1 protein-coding gene is annotated in these 1570 nt (G+C 42.8%); it reads right to left on the bottom strand.

From position 1 onward, the window contains the following. Window positions 1-40: 40 nt before the first annotated feature. Window positions 41-1366 (bottom strand): IS3 family transposase, encoded by a 1326-nt coding sequence (locus A6K76_RS13880; RefSeq protein ID WP_066466129.1) that lies wholly within the window; start codon window positions 1364-1366, stop codon window positions 41-43. Between the last annotated feature and the right edge of the window lie 204 nt (window positions 1367-1570).

The raw sequence follows: 1570 nt of genomic DNA, 5'->3' as shown, positions 1-1570 counted from the left end.
TAATATGGTCCCCAAGTCAAGGACAAACTGAAAAAAGGGTTTAGGCTACTAAGAGATGGTTTCTGTATTGTACAGGAGCCATCTTTTTTAGATTCCATTGATAGCGGTAATTATTGTAGTAGACCATGTAGTGATCGATTTTATTACGTACTTCTTGAAGCGTTTTAGTCGTGCTGAAATCAATCTCGTCTTTTAAGTGTCCGAAGAAGGATTCTTGTGGGGCGTTATCCCAACAGTTTCCCCGACGTGACATCGATTGACCAAGTTGATAGTGCTTTAAAAGCTTTTGAAATTTTGGGCTTGTATAATGTACGCCTTGGTCAGAATGGATGAAGGCTTCTGGGTGGAGCTTTACACGCTTGTTTCGAATCAGTTTTCGAATCGTTTCTGTCGCAAGGTCAAGGGTGATTCGATCGGATACATGATAGGCTAAAATTTCGTTCGTGGAGCCATCTTTTATCGTCGACAAATAAGCCATCCCACCTGCGTACGGTAAGTAGCTAATATCTGTCAAAAGTACCTTCCCTGGGACACCTTGTTTAAATTGGCGCTTCAGTTTATTTGGTACAACGGTATGTTCCTTTGTCGCTTTGGCAAGTTGTTTATATGGGTTCGGCTTGCGGTGCGGGCAAACGATCCCGTACTTGCGCATAATACGTTGGATTTTCTTGCGGTTCATCACGATGCCCAAGTCCTGTTCAAGCGTCATTTTAATCGAACGTGAGCCTTTCTTATAGCCACGGCGATTGAAGGCTTTTAAGATGAGGTCACGTGCTTCCAGATCCAGCTGTTCTTTCGTGGCACGCGTATCTTTTGCCTTTAAAAAGCTGTAATAGCCAGAACGAGATACGTGTAAGAGTTCGCAAAAATAAGTCACCATGCGCTTAAATGGAAACTGTGTCAATGTATCAGAAATGAGTTGAAATACGTTAGTTGTGCTTAGTTTTTGACTGTCGCTTAGCAGCCTCCTTTCTGTCGCTTCGAGCTTTTTTAGCATGTCCACTTGGCCCTCTAGTAGCTCAATGCGTGCCGCTTGTCTCTCCAAGATTTCGGCCATCGTTAATTCACGCTTCAACGGTCTGCCTGAGCTCGTCTTCCGTGTATCGGTTAGCCCAATTAAGCCGTTCTTTTCATACGCTTTACGCCAACGCGAGGAAGCCTGTTCGATACGCTTCCTGCCAAGGATCTCTACATCAAAGCCGTATTCTCGAAAAATTTGTCTGGGTGTTTTCCCGGCTAAATATTCATCGATAAATTGACTTTTAAACGCATCTGCATACGTAATTGTCCGTTCGCTTACCTTCACCACATGTGGGTTCTTCTGTAATTGTTCAATCTGTTTTTGTGTCAGTAGTTGTTTTGTCATTGTTGTCTCTTGTCCGTCCTATTTCTATTGAAAGTCTAGTATATAAAAAATACCTGTGAAGTGCACACTCTTTTTCAAGTGTCCACTCCACAGGTACCATATTAACTGTTAGCACACCCCTTTTTTTGTGACTCTTCACCATAACTTAGGGTTGCTTTTCCCGCTGAAGTCCGCCTTTTGTTTCAAGCAACTTTTATGCATCAA

It is taken from the genome of Caryophanon latum (assembly GCF_001700325.1).
GTDB lineage: Bacteria > Bacillota > Bacilli > Bacillales_A > Planococcaceae > Caryophanon > Caryophanon latum.
Note: the sequence above shows the minus strand (reverse complement) of the source record. Positions and strands in the feature narration are given on the sequence as shown.